This is a genomic window from Pseudomonas sp. MS19 (assembly GCF_013277615.1).
Classification (GTDB): domain Bacteria; phylum Pseudomonadota; class Gammaproteobacteria; order Pseudomonadales; family Pseudomonadaceae; genus Aquipseudomonas; species Aquipseudomonas marincola.
On sequence record NZ_VBTO01000009.1, the window covers coordinates 1 to 26,102 of the forward strand.

Annotated in this window: 19 protein-coding genes, 1 tRNA gene and 1 pseudogene; 14 read left to right on the forward strand and 7 right to left on the reverse strand. The window is 56.7% G+C overall.

All coding sequences use genetic code 11. The features are described 5' to 3' along the window. Positions 1–86: 86 nt before the first annotated feature. Positions 87–233: pseudogene (locus tag FEZ62_RS20740) on the forward strand (hypothetical protein); the annotation flags it as partial. 177 nt (positions 234–410) lie between these two features. On the opposite strand, the gene FEZ62_RS10405 reads toward FEZ62_RS20740, so the two are convergent. The 4 genes from FEZ62_RS10405 to FEZ62_RS10420 form a co-directional block, all read right to left on the reverse strand. Beyond that, positions 411–2,582 carry a DEAD/DEAH box helicase gene (locus tag FEZ62_RS10405; protein ID WP_172927718.1) on the reverse strand — a complete coding sequence of 724 codons (2,172 nt, stop codon included), beginning with the start codon at positions 2,580–2,582 and terminating at the stop codon, positions 411–413. A 43-nt stretch (positions 2,583–2,625) separates the two neighbouring features. Further along, complete coding sequence (locus tag FEZ62_RS10410) at positions 2,626–3,921, reverse strand: ATP-binding protein (RefSeq protein ID WP_172927597.1); 1,296 nt, start codon at positions 3,919–3,921, stop codon at positions 2,626–2,628. Then, entirely contained in the window at positions 3,918–6,335 is a 2,418-nt protein-coding gene (locus tag FEZ62_RS10415) for a TerB N-terminal domain-containing protein (RefSeq protein WP_172927719.1), read from the reverse strand. The genes FEZ62_RS10410 and FEZ62_RS10415 overlap by 4 nt, the downstream gene beginning before the upstream one ends. Before the next feature lie 485 nt (positions 6,336–6,820). Continuing rightward, on the reverse strand, positions 6,821–7,033 hold the full coding sequence (locus FEZ62_RS10420) for a helix-turn-helix transcriptional regulator (protein ID WP_172927598.1): 213 nt from the start codon (positions 7,031–7,033) through the stop codon (positions 6,821–6,823). A 148-nt stretch (positions 7,034–7,181) separates the two neighbouring features. Between FEZ62_RS10420 and FEZ62_RS10425 the strand changes: the two genes are divergently transcribed. The 3 genes from FEZ62_RS10425 to FEZ62_RS10435 are packed head-to-tail and all read left to right on the forward strand — an operon-like array spanning position 7,182 to position 8,864. Beyond that, on the forward strand, positions 7,182–7,415 hold the full coding sequence (locus FEZ62_RS10425) for a hypothetical protein (protein ID WP_019341962.1): 234 nt from the start codon (positions 7,182–7,184) through the stop codon (positions 7,413–7,415). Continuing rightward, the gene (locus FEZ62_RS10430) at positions 7,408–8,568 is read left to right on the forward strand and encodes a site-specific integrase (protein ID WP_172927599.1); all 1,161 of its coding nucleotides are present in this window, start codon (positions 7,408–7,410) and stop codon (positions 8,566–8,568) included. Before FEZ62_RS10425 ends, FEZ62_RS10430 begins: the two co-directional genes overlap by 8 nt. An 11-nt stretch (positions 8,569–8,579) precedes the next feature. Beyond that, complete coding sequence (locus FEZ62_RS10435) at positions 8,580–8,864, forward strand: hypothetical protein (RefSeq protein WP_172927600.1); 285 nt, start codon at positions 8,580–8,582, stop codon at positions 8,862–8,864. Between the two features lie 202 nt (positions 8,865–9,066). On the opposite strand, the gene FEZ62_RS10440 is transcribed toward FEZ62_RS10435, so the two are convergent. After that, positions 9,067–9,143 (reverse strand) — tRNA-Arg (locus tag FEZ62_RS10440). A 443-nt stretch (positions 9,144–9,586) separates the two neighbouring features. Here FEZ62_RS10440 and gabD point away from each other — a divergent pair. Further along, positions 9,587–11,035: an NADP-dependent succinate-semialdehyde dehydrogenase gene (gene gabD, locus FEZ62_RS10445; protein ID WP_172927601.1), complete on the forward strand. Its 1,449-nt coding sequence runs from the start codon at positions 9,587–9,589 to the stop codon at positions 11,033–11,035. A 248-nt stretch (positions 11,036–11,283) separates the two neighbouring features. Next, positions 11,284–12,564, forward strand: coding sequence for a 4-aminobutyrate--2-oxoglutarate transaminase (gene gabT, locus FEZ62_RS10450; RefSeq protein WP_172927602.1), 1,281 nt, complete (start codon positions 11,284–11,286; stop codon positions 12,562–12,564). A gap of 71 nt (positions 12,565–12,635) precedes the next feature. Here the strand turns inward: gabT and FEZ62_RS10455 are convergent, their stop codons facing one another. Both FEZ62_RS10455 and FEZ62_RS10460 read right to left on the reverse strand, forming a co-directional pair. Beyond that, a complete protein-coding gene (locus FEZ62_RS10455; protein WP_242454940.1) occupies positions 12,636–15,518 on the reverse strand; it encodes an EAL domain-containing protein in 2,883 nt (960 codons plus the stop codon). A 126-nt stretch (positions 15,519–15,644) separates the two neighbouring features. After that, positions 15,645–16,061, reverse strand: a complete 417-nt coding sequence (locus FEZ62_RS10460; protein ID WP_069902235.1) for a hypothetical protein — start codon at positions 16,059–16,061, stop codon at positions 15,645–15,647. Between the two features lie 137 nt (positions 16,062–16,198). On the opposite strand from FEZ62_RS10460, the gene arsS reads away from it, so the two are divergent. The 8 genes from arsS (at position 16,199) to FEZ62_RS10500 (ending at position 25,856) form a co-directional block, all read left to right on the forward strand. Continuing rightward, the gene (gene arsS / locus FEZ62_RS10465) at positions 16,199–17,167 is read left to right on the forward strand and encodes an arsenosugar biosynthesis radical SAM (seleno)protein ArsS (RefSeq protein ID WP_178115916.1); all 969 of its coding nucleotides are present in this window, start codon (positions 16,199–16,201) and stop codon (positions 17,165–17,167) included. An 11-nt stretch (positions 17,168–17,178) separates the two neighbouring features. Next, positions 17,179–18,576, forward strand: a complete 1,398-nt coding sequence (locus FEZ62_RS10470) for a sodium:solute symporter (RefSeq protein WP_172927604.1) — start codon at positions 17,179–17,181, stop codon at positions 18,574–18,576. Further along, the gene (locus FEZ62_RS10475) at positions 18,573–19,088 is read left to right on the forward strand and encodes a redoxin domain-containing protein (RefSeq protein WP_172927605.1); all 516 of its coding nucleotides are present in this window, start codon (positions 18,573–18,575) and stop codon (positions 19,086–19,088) included. The genes FEZ62_RS10470 and FEZ62_RS10475 overlap by 4 nt, the downstream gene beginning before the upstream one ends. Positions 19,089–19,090: 2 nt before the next feature. Then, positions 19,091–20,062 (forward strand): hypothetical protein, encoded by a 972-nt coding sequence (locus FEZ62_RS10480; protein WP_172927606.1) that lies wholly within the window; start codon positions 19,091–19,093, stop codon positions 20,060–20,062. Further along, positions 20,059–22,200 (forward strand): bifunctional TVP38/TMEM64 family protein/FAD-dependent oxidoreductase, encoded by a 2,142-nt coding sequence (locus tag FEZ62_RS10485; protein ID WP_172927607.1) that lies wholly within the window; start codon positions 20,059–20,061, stop codon positions 22,198–22,200. The genes FEZ62_RS10480 and FEZ62_RS10485 overlap by 4 nt, the downstream gene beginning before the upstream one ends. After that, complete coding sequence (locus tag FEZ62_RS10490) at positions 22,200–22,913, forward strand: DUF3047 domain-containing protein (RefSeq protein ID WP_172927608.1); 714 nt, start codon at positions 22,200–22,202, stop codon at positions 22,911–22,913. Before FEZ62_RS10485 ends, FEZ62_RS10490 begins: the two co-directional genes overlap by 1 nt. A 119-nt stretch (positions 22,914–23,032) precedes the next feature. Next, complete coding sequence (locus FEZ62_RS10495) at positions 23,033–24,109, forward strand: FAD-dependent oxidoreductase (RefSeq protein ID WP_172927609.1); 1,077 nt, start codon at positions 23,033–23,035, stop codon at positions 24,107–24,109. Between the two features lie 382 nt (positions 24,110–24,491). Beyond that, the gene (locus FEZ62_RS10500; RefSeq protein ID WP_172927610.1) at positions 24,492–25,856 is read left to right on the forward strand and encodes a glutamine synthetase family protein; all 1,365 of its coding nucleotides are present in this window, start codon (positions 24,492–24,494) and stop codon (positions 25,854–25,856) included. Positions 25,857–26,102 lie beyond the last annotated feature (246 nt).

Genomic DNA, 26,102 nt, shown 5'->3' on the forward strand with positions numbered 1-26,102 from the left:
GTTTTTACACACTCTGGGCCAAAAGCAGACACCGGAATGCGAGCACTTGTATATTTCTCAAGCCGTAATAAAGTTGTCCGCCAGTGCTGCGCAGAAACGGAAAGTTACGTTCATGGACCGAAAAAAGCAGGCCTGCCACCTCCGACTGGGTAATCCGCGGCACCCAACCCGGCAGTATCGAGAGAATCGAAGCGTGGTTCGGCAGCCACGGTTATAACCCGCACCGTCACGACATCCATTTCTGAGCGACATTAAATTGGAGATGCGATAAGCAACTCCGAGTCGAGTTCATCGTTCTGAGGAAAAATTCGTTGAAAATGCCTCGAGCAACTGGCGAAATAAGCGCTCATCGTGACCCTGTTGCTTCAATTTAGAATCAGGGCCCCGGGTATCATTTCATTGGGATTTGTTCAGGTAGCGGCGTGCGTTTGCGCAAAATCGATCGCGGTTGAGATATCCAATGAAATCGACGCAAACGACTTCATCAGCAATGATTCGGGCAATGCCCAATCCCATTTCTCGCGCAGCATGTTTTCTACGTCTGCGAGTATCAAATCCAGATCATTTGCGTCCAGTTCACCAACGTCCTTGAGTGCCGCCAATGTCCGTTGGATATCGGCGTCAATCTCAATCGCCAAGCCTGCGTTATCACACGAAAGTCCCACATGATTGAGTAATAGGCGAAGCGCATCGTTGGCATAATCACCCAGCCAACTGATCAGATAGCATCTGCCTCCAGACTCAATGAGGTAGCGTTCACCGAGGCCTAACGCGTTGAATGTCTTTTTGGCTTCGTCGAGTAACGCTTGGGCATCGCGGTCTATGAATGGGCAGGGATTAGGGTCTGCGAGTACAGCTCGCATTTCCTTGCGCACGTTGTCATGCACCATTGCGCCTAGGCCGTCGAATAGGGGAGGGGCGCCCCCGCGTGCCGGGGCTACGATGATGACCTTTGCCTGAAGATCAACATCACGAACTTGCCAACGTCGGCCACCGAAGATGATGCGCTGATCTTTTGTCAAAGGCCTGCTGACGGGGACAGAACCTAGGGCTTTACCGTCGCACACCAAGCGGAACTCCTCATCGCTGATAAAGGCGCTATAGAACTCATAGTGGTTGATCAGGCGCTCACCGACTGTCCCGGGCAGCAACAGGCCCGAGCTGTCTTGGACGATGAGTTCATGTTCTCCGAGCGATTTGAGCAGCTTGAGAAAGTCGGGCTTTTCTACGTTCCGGAATGCCGCTTCAGCCACCAGGTGTTTCCAAAGATCAGATGCAGTTGCACCACCACACTGAACAATCACAGAAAGGCATTGCTGAACGAGTGTGGACGCATGAAGTCCCTGAGTCCGGGGAGGTTCGAACCATCCACCAAGCAACAAACGAACCATGGCAATGGTCTGAACCAAACTTTGGCGTAACTGATCCGAAAGGCTGGAGCTATCCTTTAGTGGCGACTCCTTGCAGTAAACGCGCAAGATCGCGTTTTCCCCCGGTCGCCTACCCGAGCGACCCAGTCTCTGTCGCAAGCTGGCCACCGAGGGTGGGGCGCCAATCTGCACCACTGTCTTGATGCTACCTATATCTATGCCGAGCTCCAGCGTTGTAGTACAGATGGCTGATGCTGCTTGGCCGCCAGCCTTGAGGGCGTGCTCAGCTTGCTCGCGCAAGTCTTTCGAAAGGCTGCCGTGGTGGGGCCAGAACTCATTGGGCACACCATCTTTCTCACAACGCCGGCGCAACTGATCTGCGTACCATTCAACTTGCTGCCGGCTGTTTGGGAAAATCAGATTGTTGCTACCACGCAATACCTTGTAGAGATGGTCAGCGATCGCAAAGTCGGGACTTGCCTTGTTTTCCCTTTCGTCTTCTTCGCTTTGTTCGTCAGCAGATTGGATGAGAAGCTTTTTAAGCTCGCTCATGGGGGGCTGGATGTAACCGCGAACCTGTACCTGGAGTGTCTGGCCTGAGTTTTCGGACTTAATGACGGTTACTCCTTCTGCGTCTGCAGAACGAAGAAACTCCTTAGCTAGACTCATATTGCCGAGCGTGGCTGAAAGCCCGACCCTGGGGAGTCGGCGCCCAGCAACGAGCTCTACTCGGTGCATCAGGGATTGAAGCTGTTTGCCTCGCTCACTTCCAATGAATGCATGCAACTCGTCCACGACGATATAGCGCAGATTCTGGAACACTCCGGCAAGACTGGAGCCTCGGTTGACGAACAGAGCCTCCAGGGATTCAGGCGTGATCAGAAGCACCCCTTCAGGCGACTTCAGGAAGCGATGCTTTTTACTTGATGAAATGTCGCCATGCCAAGCCACCACGGGAATTTCGAGCTGCTCACAGAGGCGGCCGAGTCTGTCCCATTGATCATTGATCAAGGCTTTGAGGGGACTAATGTACAACACCGACCCAGATGGGTCGTAGTCGTTCAGCAAATTGGTGAGTATGGGGAGGAACGCAGCCTCAGTTTTCCCCGCCGCTGTTGCGGCGGCAATGATGACATCCTGATCGGCATCCACCAGTACCGGCACAGCCCTTTCCTGGGCGTCACGTAAGGACGTCCAGCCTTCAGCCCAAATCCATCGCTGAATACGGGGTTCCAGCTGGTCGAATCCCGATGACTCAGAGTGTGAAGGTGGCAAGTTCATCGTCCGCGTCGACCTTCGTGTCATCTTCTCCGCCCAGGTCTTTGGCTACCTCGACACCTCCCAGCAGCGTTTTCCAGTCAGCACCAGGGTTTTGCTCCAGGATGGCCAGCAGATTGATAAATGCAGTGATCGTGGTGCGCGGCGTGCGGAAGTAGGCTTCACCCAAGCGCTGATTACAGTGCGCCATAAACAGGGGGAGCGCTTCGTCAGGCAGTAGATATTTTTCGACATCGCCGCCCGCGTAAACATGGCGAAGCTTCTGCAGCAGTACATAGAAGTCTTCGGGGGTGAGGCTGGTCAGGCGAATCACCGGGCCCGACAGATCCACCAGCCCTGACTTGGCAAACGAGTTCTCAGCCAGACGCGATTGTAGGGCGGGGTAGCTAAACAGGCCTCGGCGAGTGTCCATCAAGAACTCTGGGGTACCGCCCAGGACGAATCCGAGACCCTCAGAGGATCCCTGGAGCGAATCATTGAGGATGCGCAGGATCTGCTCGTAGTTGGCATTGCGTGCCTGCGTGTTGGCCAGCTTGTAGAGGTTGACCAACTCGTCGAGGCAGATCATCAGACCGCCAAAACCTGCGAGTCTGACGAATCTCGACAGCAGCTTGAGCTGATCGTAGACTGAGGCATCATCAATGATGGTTCGCACACCTAGGACTGCGCGGGCATCGGTCTTGGTGGTGAACTCGCCACGCAACCAGCGAATAGCATCAGCCTTGAGTTGTTCGTTGCCTTCCTCGAAACCTCGGCAATACGCGGCGATTACTTCGGCGAAATCGTAGCCGTTGACCATTTCGGTCAACTCAGCCAAGTGTGCTCGAATGACAGTCTCACTGTCTGTGCCTGCCGCCTTGGCTTCCGTTTTGGCCTGTGAGATAAATTTTTCAACAATGCCTTGCATTGCACCGCCGTCGGGTTTGGTGCGTGTCGACATGTTCTTGGCCAGCTCGGAATAAAGCGAGCGTGCTTGGCCGCCCGTAGCGTGTAACCTACGATCAGGATTTAAGTCAGCGTGCATGGTGACGAGTTTGCGCTCCATGGCGATGGCTCGAACCAGGTTCAAAAAGAATGTTTTGCCTGCACCGTACTCACCAATCACCACTCGAAATGCCGATCCGCTCTCGACCAGGCGATTGACGTCCTTGATCAGTGCATCCAGCTCTCCCACCCGGCCAACCTGAATCAAATGTTGACCGACGCGAGGAACAACGCCTGCACGCAACGATTGGATGACCGCGTCGCGATCCTTGGCTCTGATAGTGCTCATAGGGCTAGTTCTTCCAGAATGTCGGTATTGATCTCGATGGGATCATCCCCTTCGGTGACGGGCATGTCGAAACGCTCAAAAGCCATGTCATTGATTTGCTCCAGGGCGCCATCGAGCATCAGCTCCATATCGCTGGCAGCAGCTTCAAGTTCGGATCGGCTCCATTCGGCACGGGAAATCAACAAGCGCAAGAATGCAGAATGTTCCAGATCGAGGCCGGCAACGTCAGCAATGGTCTCGATCGCCGACTCCACAGTCTCTACGGCCTGTTCCGGTTCCTCAACCCGGTCATCTGTGAACACCTGGGCGAGGAGGGCAGAGACTTCAGCCGTTTCACGTTGCAGCTCAGCAATGCGTTCGTGATCGAGCACGAAGCCCTGTTTTGCAACGGCGGCTGATTGTGTGCCGGGTTCGGTTGAAGTGGAGCTTGTTGCAGGTTTGACGGGAGTAATACTCGCACCGGCTGCGGCGCCGTGAAGATCGCTGTAGAGCAATTGACTATCCAGTTGCAGCGCCTTGTAAACACGCTCAAGAAGTTTCACTTCAGCAGGGCTGACGATTCCATCGGCTTGAGCCAAGTGAGCCAGGAAACTGGCAATCGTGCGCTTGGCTTCGACAGTTAGTGGATCGAGCTTTTTCTTCAAGCTTGCCAGCGTTGGTGGTTGCTGGATTTGAATCTGCAGGTGCGCCTTGAGACGTTTGCGATGGGCAACGCTCAGGTGGCTCCAGGAGTCGATGTGCTGAGCAAGCAGTGAGACTTCTTCATTGGATGTATCACCGTCGGCAGAGGCTACTGAACTGGCCAGATCGAGTGTGACAGAGGCCGCGTTGTAGGCCGCCGACGCTCGCAGTGATCCGTCCTCAGCTTGGGTCACGAACAGCGCGATACGATCTTCAGCTTTTGGAGTCCTGCTCCCAGCGAGAACATCAGGCTCCATACCGATATGAAGTGATTCCAATGCACGAGCAAGGGCCAGAACCTTGTCACGAGATAACATACCGGCGCTTTTGAATCGACCGGCAAGTTCTCCAAAGCTCATGACAATCAGATCGTCACCGATTCTGCTTTGAATCTCATCCAACTCCGTACGGGCTGTAGCTGGCCATAGGGTGACTGGAAGTTGCAGCAGGCCTTCAAGGGCTTCTGCGCTTTCAGGGTTTCGGCCTAGATATCGGCTGTAGGGCTCTAGCTCGCTGGTGCATAGCTCCACTAACGATTGCAGACTTTTGCGCGTTCCCGAGGTTGCCATGACATCAGGAAGATCACCCACGTTAAGCGAGGGGGCCATTAGAACTGCCGAGGCAGGTCGATAGCTGGCTTTAAGCTTGGTCTTGTTTTGGGCGAGCATTAGACCCGCAGGATGTGTACTGGCGTACTTGAGCTTGAACAGCGCCGCGAAGACATTCCTGCACCGAGTTACAGGAGTGCGCTTGCTGATATTGGGGTCAGCTAACGCCCATGCCAATGCCCAGGTTGCATCAAGTGGTCGTTTGTTTGCGGCGTGTTGCCCCAAACCAATACGCAGTGGAAGCGGCATTTCATAGCTGTAAACAACTGCATCGGGAGGTGGGCCAAGGTAAAGGCTGGGGTCGAGCGATTGATTGCTCAGGTAATCTAGAAAGCCCTCTGCGTACCCTCTAAACGATCGGCTCTCCCCATAAATACTGAGCAATCGTTGGACTTCTTTGACGATCAGGGGGATTTCGGCCTTAACCTGCGGATCGCTTACTGCGTCAACAAGAGCACGGCGCTCAAGGCCATAGAAAAACAGAAATACGTAGCCAGTATCTGCCAGCGGATCACGCCGTCCGCCTTCTAGCCACTGCAGGTAACCGCGCCGAGCTTCAGGCGAAATGGAATGGAAGCTCGGCCAGTAGGACATCAGCCGTTCTTCAATATCAACGTACGACTTGGCTATCCGTAGTTTGGGATTGAGCAGTGATGGCTCTTGCGCGTCGTATCGACCCAGCGCGCTTCCTACATAGAGCATTCCACCTGGAAGTGAAAAGCCAGCCACGGTAATTGACTCGCCCGCAGGCACCCACCGGGTATCTGATTTCTGCTTGCTCGCATCTGGGATTTTGAAGGAGGCGGAAGAAGGGGAGCCGAGTTGGACGGTATAAAAGTCGGAGGCTTCTTCAGACATATTGCTCGACGAAACCTCTTGCATCGAGAAGGTCACGTTCTTGTCGCGTGGCTCACGCAGAGGTTTTGTCGCTGAGGTAGATTTTTGCAACTGCGCAAGCTGCCGTTTCATGCGTGTGGCTAACAACCACATGACCCCACCGATGCAAGCAACCACGGCAATAGCGATCCATGCATTCTTCGGGATCGAAGCGAGCGCACCAAAAACCAGTGCAAAGATAATCAAGATGCCAGTGCCGCTGGAGTTTTTTGCTTTCTTCCTTGCCATGAGTATTTCAGCCTTGAGAGGTGGATGCTGGCGCAATGGAAGTATCCGACAAATGCATTCATAGGGCCATGGGCTACGCAGCGCTTCTGATCGGAAAAAACCATCAGAGACCCGAAGGCCTTAGCTGTCACAGTCGTCCTGGTGATCGAGCGCTTTGGCTATAGCCGTTTTTTTCCAACGGGTTGAATTACTCAAGCATGGAATATAGGCCTTCGATTGATTTTTTCCGCCAACCAGCTGTGACACTTAACTGGGCTGAGGTTTGATTACGTATGTGGATTTGTCTCAGCTCAACGGGCAGCTTCAGACCGGAACCAGGCGTTCGCAGGCGCCCGCTACCGGCCACCTTCTGCCAGTCAAGCAATACAGCCTAGTGGTAAGGCGGCATGCAATCGGCTGGTCAACACAAATGCAACTGACTGGTCACAAGTGTGCAATTGCGCAATTGACTGGCACTTCCAAGTTTGACCAAGTCCGGATGGTATTCAGTCCTCCGTATCACTCTGCAATTCTAACAAGTCACACACCTGGCAATTAAGGTACTGGCAGATCGTTTCTAGATCCTTGAGCTCCACCCGTTGCGCGGTCTCGTGATAGAGCCGCGTGAGGGTTCCGCGATTGATCCCTGTGTCCCTGACCACGTCACTTATCTTCAGTTTCCGCTCGCCGAGTAAGCGAGATAAATGGCACTTGACCATCCCATCCTCCAAAAAATGATCTTCAGAAGATCATTTTGTTCTTGCAAAGCTCAAGGTGAGCGTTATATTGATCTGCAGGAGATCATTATGAGGTATCAGAGACTCATAAGAATCCGCTGCCGTTCAATTTAGCAGAGAGGGCATAACCATGTCTCACACTTACCTGACTACCGAAGAGTTGGCCACGCGCATGAAGTACGACGCGCGCACCATCCGTAATCGCTTGAAAGATTCAGTTCTGCTTGAAGGGATTCACTACTTCCGCCCCTTTGGCGGCCGCAAGATTCTTTTCATCTGGGAAGCCGTCGAAGAAGACATGCAGAAATTCTCGCGGACTTCCGGGCTGGTCCCCATGGCTGGGGGAGGCATCTGTCATGGGTAAGATTCGAGCTCGTGCCGACAACGAGAAGTTGTTCTTTGACTTCACCTACCTGGATCAACGCTGTCGCGAGCAGACCACGCTATCTGATACGCCCGCTAACCGGAAAAAGCTGCAGAAGATCTTGGAGCGCATCGAAGCAGAAATCACCCTTGGGAGCTTCGACTATGCCAGCTACTTTCCTCAAAGCAGCAAAGTACTGGAGATTAGTAGGTTGCAGGCTGGCTGTGCATCGCTTAAAACACCACTGTTCAAGGATTTTGCCGAGCTGTGGTTTGAGGAGATGAGGGTCGAGTGGCGTGATACGCACGCCAAAACCGTACGCCTTACTCTCGATAAGCACTTGCTGCCTGAGTTTGGCAAAAAAGAGGTCAGCGCCATCACCAAAGCAGAACTTCTGTCTTTTCGCTCGGCACTCGGCAAAGTCCCCGGGCAGAAAGGCCAGAGTCTGACGGCGACGCGAATCAACCACATCATGACGCCATTGCGCATGATCCTTAGTGAGGCAGCTGACCGCTTCGAGTTTACCTCGCCATACCTCAACATCAAATCACTGAAAGTCCCCAAGACAGATGTGGAGCCCTTCACCCTGGATGAGGTACTGCAGATTCTCGGTGTCGTGCGTGAGGACTTCCGCAACTACTACACCGTGCGCTTCTTCACCGGCCTGCGCACAGCCGAAGTTGATGGTTTGCAGTGGAAGTACGTCGACTTTCAGCGTCGGCAGATTCTGATCCGTGAAACTTGGGTGGGCGGCAAGCTCGACTACACCAAGAACGACGGGTCACAGCGTGAAATCGACATGTCCGAGCCGGTTTACCAGGCGCTCATCGGCCAGCGGGAGAAAACCGGAAGCGGCCAGTTCGTCTTCTGCACCCGCGAAGGTACGCCGCACGCATACCGCAACATCAACGACCGGGTTTGGTACCCGCTGCTGCGACACCTGGGTTTGCGTAGTCGGCGTCCCTACCAAACCCGCCATACAGCCGCGACCCTCTGGCTGGCGGCTGGTGAAAACCCGGAGTGGATCGCCCGGCAGATGGGGCACACCACGACCGAGATGCTGTTCCGTGTTTACTCGCGCTATGTCCCCAACCTGACTCGTCGTGATGGCAGTGCCTTCGACAACCTGATTAAAGCTAATCTCAAGGCCTGAGGAGTTCCACCATGAAACTGATCAAACGTGACAACGTGACTCTTCTGCATCCATCGATGGAGGCTCGTGAGCATAATTACCTCAAGCATCTGGCTTCAGCCATGAGTCACTACCTCGAGAACCCGCATGGCACTGAGCTTGTTTGTATCCTGGGCTCTGGCTACGAGAAGGATAACCGGCATGCCCTCGAAACCTGGGTCGACTACCACCGTAATGAAGTTTTCGAAAAACGCCTGGAGGGGCGTAGCCCGCTGGACTTCTTAATCGAGAAGCTTGAGTGTCTGCTGGGTAACTAAATTTATAAGGGCCGGAAGGCCCTTCGTTCGCTCGGCCGCATCGGTTGTCCACATCGCGGGTTAACCTTTCAGTGATAAGGCTAATACTCAAAGGGAGACGCAGGGCATAAATCGTGCGCAGCAGCACGGCACGGTTTAGGCACAGAATTGGCACAGCCCAAAACAAAAGGGCCTAGGTTTTCACCTAAGCCCTTGTTTTGTATGGCGCACCAGGCGGGATTCGAACCCACGACCCCTGCCTTCGGAGGGCAGTACTCTATCCAGCTGAGCTACTGGTGCGTAATGAAGCAGGCCGTTGGCCCTAGACTGCAATCGGCTGCTGTAAAACCATTGGCTTTCGCAGTGGCGAGGGGCGCGGGAGCGCTTGCAGTGCGGGCGCAATGATACGCATCTATGGCGTTTGAGTCCATGCCTGCGCATTGTTCGTGATTCTGCACATTAATAGCGTTTTGTGGTTTCGTTTATCGGTAAACAATAAAAAACCGCTTATTTTTGTACATTTTTTTGCACAGACTATTGCCCTTTACCCCTTGCGACCCTAGGATTCGTTTGAGATTTCAAACGCTCCTGCTGCGACTATCCGGAACTCTTGCGACAGAGTCCTTTCGAATTCTATAAGCGGGATGAAGCGTTAGCGTTTTATTTTGCATTTATTCAATGGGTTTTTACCCCCGGCGCCACCATTAACCATCCGACGCTGGTGTCGGGAAGAGGAGACTGTCATGCAATTAAAAGACACCCAGCTGTTCCGTCAGCAGGCATACATTGATGGTACCTGGCTTGATGCGGACAACGGTCAGACTATCAAGGTCAACAACCCGGCCACGGGTGAAATCATCGGCACTGTGCCGAAGATGGGCGCTGCCGAAACACGTCGCGCTATTGAAGCAGCGGATCGTGCACTGCCGGCTTGGCGCGCACTGACTGCCAAAGAGCGCGCGAACAAGCTGCGCCGTTGGTATGAATTGCTGATTGAAAACCAGGACGACCTGGGTCGCCTGATGACCCTTGAGCAGGGCAAGCCGCTGACTGAAGCCAAGGGCGAAATTGCTTACGCGGCCTCGTTTATCGAGTGGTTCGCAGAAGAAGCCAAGCGTATTTATGGCGACGTGATTCCTGGCCATCAACCAGACAAGCGCCTGATCGTGATGAAGCAGCCAATCGGTGTGACCGCCGCGATTACGCCGTGGAACTTCCCGGCTGCGATGATCACCCGTAAAGCCGGTCCTGCACTGGCAGCGGGCTGCACCATGGTCATCAAGCCTGCCTCGCAGACTCCGTTCTCGGCACTGGCGTTGGTGGTTCTGGCTGAGCGTGCTGGTATCCCGAAAGGCGTGCTGAGTGTCATCACTGGTAGCGCTGGCGATGTTGGCGGCGAGCTGACCAGCAACCCAACCGTACGTAAGCTGTCGTTCACTGGCTCGACTGAAATTGGTCGCCAGTTGATGGCCGAATGTGCCCAAGACATCAAGAAAGTGTCGCTGGAGTTGGGTGGCAACGCGCCATTTATCGTTTTTGACGACGCCGATCTGGACGCCGCTGTTGAAGGCGCGTTGATTTCCAAGTATCGCAACAACGGCCAGACCTGTGTTTGCGCCAACCGTCTGTACATTCAGGATGGCGTTTACGATGCCTTCGCCGAGAAGCTCAAGGCTGCAGTGGCCAAGCTGAATATCGGTAACGGTATGGAAGACGGTGTGACCACTGGCCCGCTGATCGACGACAAAGCCGTCGCCAAGGTCCAGGAACACATCGAAGACGCCGTTGGCAAGGGCGCCAAGGTACTGACTGGCGGTAAGCAGCACAGCCTGGGTGGCAGCTTCTTCGAGCCGACTATTCTGGTCGACGTGCCGCGCAACGCTGCAGTGGCTAAAGAAGAGACATTCGGCCCGCTGGCGCCGCTGTTCCGCTTCAAGGACGAGGCTGATGTTATCGCCATGTCTAACGACACCGAGTTCGGTCTGGCATCGTACTTCTATGCGCGTGACATGGGCCGTGTGTTCCGTGTTGCAGAAGCGCTGGAATACGGTATGGTCGGTGTTAACACCGGTTTGATCTCTAACGAAGTCGCTCCTTTCGGCGGCATCAAGGCTTCGGGTCTGGGCCGTGAAGGTTCCAAGTACGGCATCGAGGACTACCTGGAAATCAAATACCTCTGCCTGAGCATCTGATTACCTGCGTGCAATAGTGATATTGCGCGGGTGAGTGGGTGAGGGTTGTTCACTGGCAAGAGCCAACTGGACGCCCTTACCGGCCACCGTCTTGCCGGACGCCCGATTAGCGTGGCGCCGGCAAGTTTTAAACCACCCCTGTAGCCGGGCAACGGCGACGCAGTCGATCATCGAATGCATGCGTCGCAGGTTGTCGAGCTGCTTTGTCCTTGAACCACGCCACACGATGAGTGGCGAATGAGGAAGTCATGAGCAAGACCAACGAATCCTTGATGCAACGCCGTACTGCTGCCGTTCCACGCGGTGTAGGTCAGATCCACCCGATCTTCGCTGAAAAAGCGCTGAACGCAACCGTAACGGACGTTGAAGGTCGTGAGTTTATCGACTTCGCCGGCGGCATCGCCGTGCTCAACACCGGTCACCTGCACCCGAAAGTCATTGCTGCCGTGCAGGAACAACTGACCAAGCTGAGCCACACCTGCTTCCAGGTATTGGCTTACGAGCCGTACGTTGAAGTGTGCGAAAAGATCAACGGCAAAGTGCCAGGCGATTTCGACAAGAAAACCCTGCTGGTCACTACTGGTTCTGAAGCTGTTGAGAACGCCGTTAAAATCGCCCGCGCTGCTACTGGCCGTGCCGGCGTAATCGCGTTCACCGGCGGCTACCACGGCCGTACCATGATGACCCTCGGTCTGACCGGCAAGGTTGTTCCGTATTCGGCAGGCATGGGCCTGATGCCGGGCGGCGTGTTCCGTGCGCAGTATCCGTGTGAAATGCACGGCGTCAGCACTGACGACGCGATTGCCAGCATCGAGCGCATTTTCAAGAACGATGCCGAGCCTAAAGACATCGCTGCGATCATCATCGAGCCGGTTCAGGGCGAAGGTGGTTTCTACGTCGCACCGAAAGACTTCATGAAGCGTCTGCGCGCCCTGTGCGACCAGCACGGCATCCTGCTGATCGCTGACGAAGTACAGACCGGCGCTGGCCGTACCGGCACTTTCTTCGCGATGGAGCAGATGGGCGTTACTCCCGACCTGACCACTTTCGCCAAGTCGATTGCTGGTGGCTTCCCGTTGGCGGGCGTGTGCGGCAAGGCCGAATACATGGACGCGATCGCGCCGGGCGGTCTGGGCGGCACTTATGCCGGTAGCCCGATTGCTTGCGCGGCTGCTCTGGCGGTCATGGAAGTGTTTGAAGAAGAGAACCTGCTGGATCGCAGCAAGGCTGTCGGCGAGCGTCTGGTCACTGGCCTCAAGGCTATTCAGGCCAAGCACAAGTCGATCGGTGACGTGCGCGCACTGGGTTCGATGATCGCTGTTGAGCTGTTTGAAGATGGCGACCACCACAAGCCAGCTGCTGCTCTGGTAGGCCAGATTGTTGCCAAGGCACGTGACAAGGGTCTGATCCTGCTGTCGTGCGGTACATACGGCAACGTTCTGCGCGTGCTGGTGCCGGTAACTGCACCTGACGCACAGCTTGATCAGGGCCTGGCGATTATCGCTGAGTGCTTTGACGAACTGGCCTGAGGCTAGTTGCTAAAAAGACCCGCCAGCGTTAAGCGTTGGCGGGTCTTTTTTTGCCTGCAATTCAAGCTGAGTTAAAGGCCGAAACGGGCGGAGGCGGTGGGCAGAGGTTTGGTCAGGCTGCTCAGCGGTGCCGGTTCGGCAATCCAGTAGCCTTGTCCATAGTCGATACCCAGCGCGCGCAGGCACTCGAGCGAGTCTTGGGTCTCGACGAATTCAGCGACTGTTTGCAGGCCCAGTTGCTTGGCAATCTGCTGCATGGAGCCAACCATCGCCTGATTGATGCGGTCGTGTTCGATGCCGCGGATAAAGCTGCCGTCGATCTTGAGAATATCCAGCGGCAAATGACGCAGGTAAGCGTAGGACGCAAAACCGCTGCCGAAGTCGTCCAGCGCCACTTTGAAGCCCTGGCTGCGCAGGCTTTTCAGCCATTTGGTGGACACCGCAAGCTCTCCCAGTGCGACCATTTCGGTGACTTCGATACACACTTTGTGTGGCGGAATTCCTTTGCTCATCAACTCCTGCGACAAGAAGATGTGGAAGCTGGCATCAAGCAACGAGTGCGTGCTGAGGTTGAGATTGACCTGGCCCAACTGCTGCAGGTGCTCCGGGTTATTGCTCAGCCATTGGCACAGGTTGCGCACCACCCAGCGGTCGATATCGACCAGCAGGCTGTAGCGTTCAGCCGCGCGCATGAAGCGCTCGGGGCTAATGAACTCGCCAGTCGCCGGGTCGCAATAACGCAGCAGCAACTCATAGTGCAGTTCGTCACGTACTGTTTGCAGAGGCATGACCGGCTGGAAAAACAGCACGAAATGATTGCTGCGCATGGCTTCTTGCAGGCGGGTGATCCATTGCAACTGGCGTTGCTGTTCCTGCAATGCGCCGTCAGTCGGGTTGAACTGTTGAACCCGGTTGCGGCCCAGCACCTTGGCCTGCTGGCTGGCGCTGTCGGCCCAGCGCAGAGCGGTTTCCCAGTCACAAATATCTTGGCTGAGGGTGAGCACGCCGATGCTCGCATGCAGGCGGAACGGGGTGTTCTCCCAAATGAATACAAATTGCTCGACACTGCGGCGCAAACGCTCGGCCTGTCCCAGCGCGACGAAGTGATCTTGTTCGCGCAGCAGCACGACAAACTCATCGCCACCAATGCGCGCCAACTGCGCACTCTTCGGCAGCATGTTTTGCATATGCGCGGACAATTGCTTGAGCAACTGATCGCCCGCCGAATGGCCGCACAGGTCGTTCACCTGCTTGAACTGATCGAGGTCGATGTACAGCAGGTGGCTGAAACGGCTGGTGTCGTTGCTTAGCAGGCTCTGCTGGAGCAAGCGTTCGAGTTCCCTGCGATTGAGCAAGCCAGTCAATGAGTCATGTGCTGCCTGATGCTTGAGGCGGTCTTCAAGCTGGCGACGGTCACTGAGGTCGAAAATGATGCCTTCAATACAGGTATGGGCTGAGCGCAGATGCAACGAAAGGTAGACCCAATGACGCTTGCCATTAAGGTCGCGCAGCTGACACTCCTGGCTCACCGACGGGTGTGCGGCGTCCAGTTTTGCCACCAGCTTGGTCCATTGCGTTGTGCCCAGCAGCTTTTGCACGGGCAGTGCTTGCCAGCTTCCGTCTCCAGGCGTTGAGCCGAGAAAGCGGATCAGGCTGGGGTTGGCTTCCAGCAGGGTGCCGTTGAGCGTGCAGCGGAAAATGCCTTCGCGTGCGCTATTGAACAAGGCGCGGTATTGCTCAAGGTTATCGATGGCTTGCGACTGGCTGCTGAGCAATGCCTTGCGTACGTTTTCAAGCTGGCGGTCGAGCACCGCGCTGAAAAGCAGCATGCTCAGCAGCGGCAAAAAGGTCTGCAGGGCATAGGCATCTGAAGGCAGGTTGATAATGCCCAGACGTCCCAGCGGAAGCACGGTCATCATCACCAGCGCACTGATCCAGCAGAGGAAATAGCCGCGCGAATAAGGCAGCCCTTTGATCAAGCTGAGTGTGACCACCAATGCCTGGAACAGGCCGACCAGCAACAAGACCAGGTTAAAGGCCTGGTAACCGCGGTAATCGTCGCTGTACACCGCGTTCCATAAGCTCACCAGCACGATGATGGCGATCAACACATTCAGTGCCAGTCGCAGCACAGTGCCGAGTTTCAGGCGCAGCGCGCTGATGATGAACAAGGTGCTGAAGATCAGCATTAACGGGTTGGCAACCTGCACCACGCGCTTGGAAAGCCACGGCCATTGACTGAACAGCAAATCAATCACGCCATGCAAGCTGGCGCTGTAAGCACACAAGGCCAGTGCGGTAATGCAGAAGTAGCCCAGTTGTTGTTCGCGCAGCGCGCGGAATTTGAGCATGTAAAAAACGGCCAGGCTCATCAAACCGCCAATCAACAGGCCACCGAGTAGCCAGTTTACGGCCACCAACAGGGTGTTTTTTTCACTGCTCACCAACTGCATTGGCAAGCTCACGGCTGAGGCGCTATGAACTCGCAGCAGCAGAGTATGTGGGCCTACGCCGAGCCTTGGCAGGGTCAGCATAAAGCGTGGAAACGGCTCGCCCCGCTGCAGGAATGGCAGGTGATCGCCGCTGTAAATCGGCGCAATTAAACGGTCGCGGTCGTACAACCACAGTTCAATGTCGTCGGTGAAGGCTTGATCAATGATCATCTCGAGCTGCATGGCGGGCGGCGCATTCAGCTCGAATGCCACCCACCAGGCACTGTCGGAGTAACCCAGACGCGGAGTGCCGGCGACTAACTTACCCTGGCTGCGAATTTGATTGAGCGCCTCGTTGGCGGTGAGCGCCGAGTTGCGGTCTTCGAGTACGAGTACCTGTTTGATATCTACCGGTTTAACCAATTGCTCGGCAGTCATTGTCTGCATTGGCAGCGTGGCCGCGGGAACGGCGACGCTGAAGGCCAGCAGTAGCAGTGAAAGCAGCAGATTGATAAATGGCAAAGTAGGCGTCCGCAAGAATATTCGGGGTAACTCGGCTCTCTTGCCTGGGTCACCGCTGCCGCTAGCAGGGTGACCGAGAGCTTGAAAGTGCTGCAAGTTCGCCAGTCGCCTGAGCGCGTGGCTTTTTTATTTGCCGAGTAGGGTGCGGGCGAATATCAGAGTGCCCACTCCCCAGGCACTATTTACCAGAAAACCGATAAAAAAACGTCCAGGCAATTGGCTTAAATTAAAGCCCATTCCTTTAAGCGGGAAAACAACAATTAGTGCTACTAATGTCAACGCAATGCCGCCAAAAAACAGGCCTTTCAGCCACGGCTGCGGCTGGTCTGCCTGCCAGCGGAAAACCGAGAGCATGACTATGCCCCAGACTCCACCCCAAAAGGCCGCAGAAAGTATCGACGGCACACCCAAAGGTGCGGTTTGCGCCATATTGAAAGGGGCGACCGGAACAATTCCGGCACCATGCAGCAGCCCTAAAATCGGCTGATGAAAGAAAATTACCGCAAGAAATCCGGCAACGAAGAACAGGCATAGGCGTAACATCGGAAACCTCATTGCTTGGTTGTGAACGCATAGTTTTGTATAGCAGTTATGCTGAAAATAATTGTCTGCGCTTGTAATTAATTCAGCTTTTAAAGCTCTATTGCCTAGATTAATTTTTGGAGTTCCCTGTGCGCGCAATGCTTCCTTTACTTGATGATCTGGCTTTCCCGCCGATTACTCGCGGTGCGCTTGAAGCCCTGCAGATCAATTTAACCTACCTGTGTAATCAGCGCTGCTTGCATTGCCATGTGAATGCCGGGCCAACGCGCACAGAAGCGATGACTGACGACAGCCTGCAGCTGCTGCATCAGGTGATCGACGCGCATCCTGTGCATACCCTGGATTTGACTGGCGGCGCGCCCGAGATGCACCCGCGCTTTCGCGAAATCGTCACGCACGCGCGCCGCGAAGGTTTGCGCGTTATTGACCGTTGCAATCTGACCATTCTCAGCGAGCCAGGCTATGAAGATCTTGCGCAATTTCTGGCCGAGCAGCAGGTTGAGGTTACCGCTTCGCTGCCCTGCTATTCGCGCGACAACGTCGACAAACAACGCGGTGACGGCGTGTTCGACGCCAGCATCATCGGCCTGCAAAAACTCAATGCGCTAGGTTACGGCCAACCCGGCAGTGGCCTCATTCTCAACCTTGTGTATAACCCGCAAGGTCCCACCTTGCCGCCTCCGCAAGTGGCGCTGGAAGCCGATTACAAAAGCCATCTGGCGGAAGATTTCGGCATCGTTTTCAATCACGTGCTCACCATCACCAACCAACCTATCGCACGGTTCGGCAGCACACTCGTGAGCAAGGGACAGTTCAACGGCTATATGCAGTTGTTGCGTGACAGCTACAGGGCCGAGAATCTGCCTAACGTGATGTGCCGCTCGCTGGTCAGTGTCGATTGGCAAGGCTATTTATACGATTGCGACTTCAACCAGATGCTTGACCTGCCGCTGGAAATTGCCGGGCAAGTCATTGCCCGCCAACGCCCGCACTTGCGGGACCTGCTCAATACCTCGCTGTCCGGAAATGCCATCGTCACCCGTGATCACTGCTTTGCCTGCACCGCCGGGCAAGGTTCTAGTTGTGCTGGCGCTCTCAACTCTTAAGGATCATCGCTATGCAACCCAACTCGGCTATTGGGCTGTTTTTCTGGGGCTTTTTGTTGGTCTACGGCGTGCTGATGATCGTGTTGTCGCCACGTGCGGTGACTGTCGGCGGCTTCTTCAACGGTGAGGACAATCAGGGTCGCAGTGCGGCGCCGTGGTTGCTGACGTCGAGTATTTTCATCAGCTGGATCTTTGCCAAATCGGTCACCAATGCGGCCAATCTGGGTGCCAGTTACGGTCTGGTCGGCGGTCTGGCGTACGCCACTTACTGGCTGTCGATCCCGCTGGCCGGGTTTGTCATTTATCGCCTGCGGCGGCGCTTTGCAGCGACCGGTCTGGTGAGTTTTCTCAGCAGCAACTACGGGCGTGGTGCGGCGCTGGCTTTCTCGGCGGCGATTCTGATTCGTCTGTTCAATGAGGTCTGGAGCAACACGGCGGTGGTCGGCGGCTATTACGGCGACTCCGGCAGTACCGAGTTCATCGTGGCGGCCTTGCTGTTCACCGCCGTCACGCTTGCCTACAGCCTGCGTGGCGGGTTGCGCAGCTCAATCCTCACCGACGCAGCGCAAGCCGCTATTTTTGTTGTCGCACTGATCTGGGTGCTCGGGCTGGTGCTGCCTGCGCATACCCCGCGCGAGTTGGCGAGCACCAGCCACTGGGCGCTCGACAGCGGCGTCGACCTGCTGCTGGTCGCGGGCTTGCAGATATTCAGCTATGGCTTTCACGACCCGGTGCTGACCGACCGGGGTTTTATCAGCGAAGAGAAAACCATGCGCCGCTCGTTCCTGATAGCCGGCGTGTTGGGTTTCTTCGCAATTCTGGCGTTCAGTCTGATCGGCGTGCATGCACAGCTCACCGGTTTGCCAGCCTCCGATAACGTGCCGGCGGCATTGGCGAAAACCCTCGGTGTGGGCGCCTTGATGGTAATGACCGTGGTGATGGTGTCGGCGGCGGGCTCGACCCTCGACTCGACATTTTCCAGCCTGGCCAAGCTGGTGGGCCGTGAATTGCCGCAAATGGCAGGCCGCGATCTCGGCCAGAAAGCCATCGGCGTCGGCATGGCCGTAATGATGGTATTTGCCGTGTTGGGCAATCTGCCGATGATCGCGGGCACCGACATTCTCAAGGCCACCACGATCAGTGGCACCATGGTGATTGGTTTGGCGCCTGTGTTCTTGTTGCATGGTTGGGTTAAACCGACGCGCCTTGGTTTTCACCTGAGTTTCTGGTGCGGCATCGTTTTAGGTGTGGGCCTGAGTCTGGGCTGGGTGCCGCAAAGCTGGGCGATTGGCGACGGTAAGTACGCGCTGTTACTGGGCGTCAATCTGTATGGATTAATCCTCTGCACGCTGGGCTATGTGATCGCCGGCTGGTGCGCACCTTCCACTCAATCAAGGATGCTTTCATGACTACTCTGATCCCGCGTCAACCTGTGCCTGCACTTAAAGTCTCGCTGATGCCCGAGGGCCAGTGGCAGCTGAATTCTCCTGCCCCCGAACACTTCACCCTGCTGGTGTTTTATCGCGGCCTGCACTGCCCGCTGTGCCGTAAATCCTTGCAGGAACTCAATGGGCTGATCGAACGTTTCAACGCGTTGGGTGTGTCCGTGCTGGCGTTGTCTACCGACAGCCATGAGCGTGCGGAAAAAACTCAGCAAACCTGGGCTATCGGCAATGTGCCGCTGGGTTATGGCGTGAGCATTGAAGAGGCGCGTAACTGGGGCTTGTTTGTCTCGACCGGCAAGGGTGAAAAAGAGCCCGCGTTGTTTGGCGAGCCGGGAGTATTTCTGGTGCGCCCGGACGGCACCTTGTATATGTCGGCGGTGAACACCATGCCGTTTGCGCGGCCGCATTTCGACGAGATTCTCGGTGCCATCGAATACGTCATCAACAACAACTACCCGGCACGCGGAGAAGCCTGAGCATGAACCTGCGTGCGGGGCGTGATTGCCCGTTGGACTATCGCCTGCCGCCGCAGGCATTCAGCAGCCCCGCCAGCCTTGCGACCGATGTGTTGTACGTGGTTGGCGGGCTGTACGGCAATCGTCAGGCGTTGGCCGCGTTACAAAAGCGTCTGCAAGCCGAGCCAGCAGCGCGGGTTGTGTTCAATGGCGATGCACATTGGTTTGATCGCGATCCCGAGATATTCGTGGCCATCGAGCAGGGCCTGCAGGCGCATATCGTCTTGCGCGGCAATGTCGAGACCGAGTTGGGTCGCGACTCTGCCAGTGGTGCAGGTTGCGGCTGCGCTTATCCGGCCAGCGTGGACGACGCCGTGGTGCACCGCTCGAATGCGATTCAGGCCGAACTCAACAACACCGTGCAGGGCATCAGCGGCATGGCGGCCAGATTGGCGGCGCGCCCCGCCACTGCGCTGGTGACGGTGGGCGGTCGCCGCGTGGCGATCAGTCATGGCGATGAGCAGTCGCTGGCAGGCTGGAGTTGCTCGCGTGAAGCATTGGCCAGCGAGGCGCGCAGAGAGCAGCTTGATCAGTGGTTCGAGACGCACAATATAGAGGTGCTGGCGACCAGTCACACCTGCTCGGCGGTGGCGCTCAACCTGCAGCACGGCGCGTTGATCAATAACGGCGCCAGTGGCTTGCCCAATTTCAATAACGGTCGCTACGGCGTGCTCAGCCGCATTGCCACGCATCCACATCCGGCGGCGTTGTACCGGGCAGAGCGTGACGGCTTGTATATCGAGGCGCTGGCACTGAATTACGAACATGGCGCATTTCTGGCCGATTTTGACCGGCAATGGCCGCACGCAAGCCCGGGCGCGTTGTCCTACCGAGCACAAGTACTTGGCGCGACTGAAGATACTCCTCAGTCCGCGCTGCTGGCAGGCTTCAGCCTGTGCCAGACCCTATGCGCACTGGAGGCGCTGGAATCATGAATAGCCGTAAATTAGTTCTGATGGGTGTGATTCTGGCGCTTATTGGCAGTTTCTTCGTTTTCGATCTGGGCCAGTATCTGAGCCTCGACGCCATCAAGGCCCAACAAGCAGCGCTGAATGCACAGGTCAGCGCTGAGCCATTGTTGGCGGCCGGTGTATTTTTTGCGGCGTACGTAGCTGTTACCGCCTTGTCGTTACCGGGCGCAGCCTTGATGACCCTGCTCGGCGGCGCGCTGTTCGGCTTGCTCGAAGGCTTTGTGCTGGTTTCATTTGCGTCAGTGCTGGGCGCCACACTGGCCATGCTCAGCAGTCGCTTTCTGTTGCGTGACTGGGTGCAATCCCGATTCGGCAAACGCCTTGCGAGTATCGATCAGGGCATTGAGCGAGAAGGCGCGTTCTACCTGTTTGCCCTGCGTCTGGTGCCGATCTTTCCCTTTTTCCTGATCAATCTGGCAATGGGCCTGACGCGTCTGCCAACGCGCACATTCTGGTGGGTTAGCCAGCTCGGGATGTTGCCCGGCACCTTGGTTTATGTGAATGCGGGCCGCGAACTGGGCCAGCTCGATTCGCTCAGCGGTATTCTCTCGCCAGACGTATTGGGCGCATTTGTGCTGCTGGGCATATTTCCGCTGATTGCGCGCAAGTTGCTCAGCATGATCAAGGCGCGTCGTGTGTATTCGGGTTGGGCGCGGCCGGACACTTTTGAACGCAACCTGCTGGTAATTGGCGCGGGCTCGGGCGGTTTGGTCAGCGCGTATATTGGTGCGGCGGTAAAGGCCAAGGTCAGCCTGATCGAGAAGCACAAAATGGGCGGCGATTGCCTGAATACCGGCTGCGTGCCGTCCAAGGCGTTGTTGCGTTCGGCCAAATTGGCCAATGAGCTGAACAAGGGCGCTGCGCTGGGTTTCAGTGACGTCAGTGGGCGGGTGGATTTTGCCGCCGTGATGGAGCGCGTGCAGCGCGTGATTACAGACATCGAGCCACACGACTCGATCGAGCGCTACAACGGTCTCGGCGTTGAGGTGATCACCGGCGAGGCAAAAATCACCTCGCCGTGGACAGTTGAAGTCAATGGCAAAACCATCAGCAGCCGCAGCCTGATCATTGCGGCGGGCGCGCGCCCGCTGGTGCCGAACATTCCCGGCCTCGATCAGGTGCGTGCTTACACCTCGGATACCATCTGGAGCCTGCGTGAGCAGCCGCGCTGGATGCTGGTGCTGGGCGGCGGGCCGATCGGTTGTGAGCTGGCGCAAGCCTTTCAGCGCCTCGGCAGTCAGGTGATTCAGGTTGAGCTGGATGAGCGTTTGCTGCCACGCGAAGACATCGATGCCAGTGAATTGTTGATGGCCAGCATGCGTGCAGATGGCGTCGACTTGCGCCTGCGCCACAAGGCCGAGCGTTTCGAGTGTGTGGATGGCGAACAGCGCATGATCGCCCGGCATCAGGATACCGGCGAAGAGGTGATTATTGCCTTCGACTGCCTGCTGCTGGCGCTGGGCCGTGTGGCCAATGTGACGGGTTATGGCGCCGAAGATCTCGATCTGGTGGTGCGCAAGAATGGCACGCTGGAAACCGACGAATACATGGCCACACGCTTTCCCAACGTGTATGCGGTTGGCGATGTAACCGGGCCGTATCAGTTCACCCATGTCGCGGCGCATCAGGCCTGGTACGCGGCGGTGAACTCTTTGTTCGGCGGCTTCAAACGCTTCAAGGTCGATTATCGCGTTATCCCCTATTGCACCTTCACCTCGCCTGAAATCGCCCGGGTTGGCTTGTCTGAGAACGAAGCCCGCCAGCAAGGTATCGAGTTTGAAGTGACGCGTTACGGCATCGACGACCTTGACCGGGCCATTGCAGACGAGGCCGCGCACGGCTATGTCAAAGTGCTTACCGAGCCCGGCAAAGATCGCATTCTCGGCGTGTGCATTGCCGGCGAACATGCCGGTGAATTGCTTGCCGAGTATGTGTTGGCGATGAAGCACAATCTGGGCATGAACAAGATTCTTGGCACCACTCACACGTATCCGACCATGAGCGAGGCGAATAAATACGCTGCCGGTGAGTGGAAGCGTGCGCATGCGCCGCAAGGCGTGTTGCGCTGGGTTGAACGGTTTCATACTTGGCGGAGAAGTTAATGCAAAAGCTGCTCTTGTCGCTGTTGCTGCTGGCGCCATTGGCGCAGGCACAGAACGTGATTACACCGTGGGCGGGAAGTGCCGGCGAGAGCAGTTGGACGACGCCGTGGCGGGTTGCCGATATTCCCAAATTGCAACCGCCGCAGCGTTCTGTAGTTGATATCGACGGACGCAATGCCTTGCAGATTCGCGCCGACTCGGCCGCTGGCGGGCTGTTGTTTCCGTTGGATTTGCCCGGCGATAAAGCCTGGCAGCTGAGCTGGCAATGGCGCATTGATAAAACCCTCAAGGCTGCGCGATTTGCCACCCGCGAGGGCGATGATTACGCGGCGCGGGTTTACGTGCTGCTGGACTATCCACTCGATACCTTGCCGTTTCTGACACGGCAGAAGATTCGCCTGGCGCGGACCTTTTACGATTCCAACTTGCCAGTTGCGACACTCAGCTACGTTTGGGATAACCGCGAAAAACCGGGCACTCATGCGCGCAGTGCGTATACCGAGCAAGTTGAGATGCGCGTGCTGCGCGGGCCTGAAACTGCGGTGCAACAGTGGCAAGAGGAGCAGCGTGATCTGCGCGCCGACGCAATTGCCGCTTTTGGCTCGGCGCCGAGCAAAATTCTCGGCGTGGTATTTGCCGCAGACAGCGATAATACCGGCGAGTCGCTGGTGAGCTATTTTGCCAAACCAGTGCTGCAAAACTCGGCGCCCTGAGAGTGCGCGGCATCAGCTATGCTCGGCCGCGTATAGCGCAGTCAACGTGTCTAACCCCTGTGCCCGGATATTCAAACGCCCAAACGCCTGGCGTTTGAGCAACGCGATGGAATGCCTTCATGACGCAATACGATCTGATACTGCTTGGCGCTGGTCATGCGCACCTTGGCGTACTCCGCCGCTGGGCCATGTTTGAGCGGCCGCAGGGGCGTATTGCGCTGGTCAGCGTTGGTCACCACGCCTGGTATTCGGGGATGTTGCCCGGCCTGATTAGCGGCCAGCATGCAGCGGATGATTGCCGTGTAGAGCTGGCGCCACTGTGTCGGGGCGCCAAAGTCGAGTTGATCGTCGATCAAGTCGCGGCGCTGCAAGCGGATACGCGTCAGGTACAACTCGCCAGCGGCGCCTGTTTGCAGGGCAAATGGTTGTCGCTGAATGTTGGTGGCGCGCTGAGTCAGCCCACGCAATCGGGCACTGCAATCGAGTGCCTTGCGGTCAAACCCTTCGAGTCGTTTCTGCAAGGCTGGCAGCGTTGGAAGGACGATCCGGCGCCAACGGCGATCATTGGCGGCGGCGCAGCCGGGGTGGAGTTGGCGCTGGCCATGGCCCGCCACGTGCCGCATCTTGCACTGTTTTGCTCCGGGCGTTTGCTCAGTGGTCACAACGCGGGCCTGCACTTGCGAGCGCTCGGCCACCTGCGTCAACGAAGGGTTAATGTTCGCGAATATTGCCCGATCAGCCATATCGAAAACGATCAGTTATTCAGTGAGCAGCAAGCGGTTTGGCAGGGCGCCAGAGTGTTGTTGGCCAGCGGCGCGGCGGCATTGCCGTGGCTGGCGCAGAGTGGGCTGGAATGTGATGCGCGTGGCTTCGTCAACATCGCGCCAACGCTGCAAAGTTTCTCGCACCCGCATGTGTTTGCCGTCGGTGATTGTTCTGCGCTGCCCGGCGCAATGCGCAGCGGCGTTTATGCCGTGCGTCAGGGCCCGGTACTGGCGAATAATCTGGCAGCGGTGCTTCACGGCACGCCGTTGCGTCGTTACCGGCCGCAACGGCAGAGCTTGGCTTTGCTGGCCACGGGCGATGGCGGCGCGCTGCTCGGCTGGCGCAACTGGAGTGCTGGTGGACAAATATTCGGGCGCTGGAAGGATTATCTCGACTACGGTTTTATCCGGCGCCACCAGTGGCAGGGCTGAAAGTTAAGCCTGCGCGATATTGTTTAGTCTTAAGCTAACTAAACGTGCAGTAACTTCTATTTAACTTGCGTATCTGCCTGTGCGAGCCTGATGGCCATGAACTCGATTGCAGATTTTTACCGCGTGCAGCCATTTCCCTCGCCCTTGTGCGCGTGGAGCTGTCTGGTTGCCGACCGGGTTAATCCGCTGCTGCCGCAAATCCTCGCATTCTGGGCGCTTTGGCATTGCCGCCATGCGCGCCCACCAGACTCTCTCACCGCTTAGTCTTAGCCCGGTTGCGCCCGCGACCTGGCGCTAATTGCCCCTGTTTTGGCTACCCGTCACTCCCAAAGAGCGGCTGGGTGATGCCTGTACCCATTATTCTGATAATAAAGAGAGTCACATGCACTTTGCGCCCATCGCAGAAGCCCAGGCGTTTCTCGCCAGTAATCCCGATATTGAAATGTTCGAGCTGTTCATCCTCGATGCCAACGGCGTCCCGCGCGGCAAGCTGTTGCACCGCGATGAATTGCTCGCGGTATACGCTGGTGGCCGACCGCTGCCGAGCACCATTCTGGGCCTGAGCATCAATGGTGAGGATGTTGAAGGCACCGGGCTGGTCTGGGATGTGGGTGATATCGACTGCCGCGCCTATCCGTTATCCGGGAGTTTGCAGCGCATGCCGTGGCGGCAGATTCCCACGGCGGCAGTGCAGGTCTGCATGCACCCGCAAGAAGGTATGCCGGCAACCGTCGCCGACCCCCGCCACTTGCTGGTCAAGATAATCGATCAGCTCAAAGCCGATGGCTACTATCCGGTCATGGCCTGCGAGCTGGAGTTTTATCTGCTCGATCAGAAACGCGACAGCAACGGCCACCCGCAGCCTGCACTGGACCGCAACGGCGAGCGTCCACGTACCACCCAGGTTTATGGTTTGCACGAACTGGAGCAGATTGAGCCGTTTCTGGCGGATCTTTATGCAGGTTGCCGTGAGCAGGGCATTCCGGCGCGTACGGCGATTTCTGAATATGCGCCGGGACAGGTTGAAATCACCCTCGAACACGGTGATGCGCTGGAGGCGATGGATCAGGCCGTGCGCTACAAACGTCTGGTCAAAGGCGTTGCGACCAAGCACGGCATGCAGGCCTGCTTTATGGCCAAGCCCTACGGCAAGATGGCGGGCACCGGCATGCACATGCATGTGAGCCTGGCCGACGCTCAGGGCAATAACCTGTTCGCCAGTGAAGATCCGGCCGGCACACCGCTGCTGCGCGAAACCGTTGGCGGCATGCTTGCTTCGCTGCTCGACACGCTGCTGTTCTTTTGCCCCAACGCCAACTCTTACCGACGCTTTCAGGCCAACAGTTATGCACCGCTGGCGCCAACCTGGGGTGTGGATAACCGTACCGTGAGTTTGCGCGTACCCGGCGGCCCGGCCAATACACGTCACATCGAACACCGTATTTGCGGCGCCGATGCCAACCCGTATCTGGCGGCGGCTGCGATTCTGGCGGCTATGCATCGCGGTATTCGCGAATCGATAGATCCGGGCGAACCGGTCACCGGCAATGGTTATGCACAGGCTGGTGAGAAATTGCCAACTGACTGGCTGGCGTCGCTGCGTGCACTGGAGCAGTCGAGCTGGGCGCGGGATGCATTCGGGTCTGAGTTCTTGCGGGTTTATTTGGCGGTTAAGCGTGAGGAGTATCGCCAGTTTGCGGCCGAAGTCAGCGAGCAAGACTGGCGGTGGTATCTAACCACCACCTAACCGGGTGGGTGTGGAGACACTGAAAACTACTGCGCTTAGGGATTGCGGCGTTAAAAACGGACTTTGAATGCTCATTTACGTTTGTAAACTCCGCTTCAAAGTCCGTTTTTGCCTTGCACTCCCGTCGCTCGCTACGTTTTCAGAGGCTCCAGCGGGAATCGTGGCTGGGGTCGAGAGCGAGAGCAAAGGCGAGAGCGGAAGCGGGGGTAAGGTCAAGGGCAAGGGCGGGGGCATGGTTTAGAGCGG